General features: G+C 62.3%; 1 protein-coding gene. It reads right to left on the bottom strand.

Annotated features, from left to right (window positions below; translation table 11 throughout):
* Positions 1-478, bottom strand: a 478-nt coding sequence (locus EN994_RS34810; protein ID WP_127308316.1) for an ASKHA domain-containing protein, incomplete at both ends; no start/stop codon positions are given.

The raw sequence follows: 478 nt of genomic DNA, 5'->3' as shown, positions 1-478 counted from the left end.
ACCTTGTCGAGGTCGCAATCCGGGATCAGGCCCAGCACCATGGCGTATTTCGGATCGATGAAGGAGCCGAAGGCGCCGGCGAAATGGATGCGGTCGACATGCTCGGTGTTCTGCTTTTCCATCAACAGCTTGGTGCCGGCATAAAGCGCTGCCTTGGCAAGCTGGATGGCGCGCACATCGGTCTGGGTGATGGTGATCTTCGGCCCATCTTCCGTCAATGCGGCGGAGCCGTCCTTCAGCACATAGGAGAAGGTGCGGCCGCTGGCCGTAACGCGCGGCGAGCGCGCCGAAAGCCCGCCGTCGATGACGCCGTCCTCGGAAATGATGCCGGCGAGATACATCTCCGCCACCACTTCGATGATGCCGGAGCCGCAGATGCCGGTGACGCCGGTCGCCTGGACGCTTTCCAGGAAGCCCGGCTCGTCGGACCACAGTTCAGAGCCGATGACGCGGTATTTCGGTTCAAGCGTATCGGGAT

The organism is Mesorhizobium sp. M7A.F.Ca.CA.002.09.1.1 (assembly GCF_003998555.1).
GTDB classification, from domain to species: Bacteria; Pseudomonadota; Alphaproteobacteria; order Rhizobiales; family Rhizobiaceae; genus Mesorhizobium; species Mesorhizobium ciceri.
This window is presented reverse-complemented; position numbering and strand designations above follow the sequence as displayed.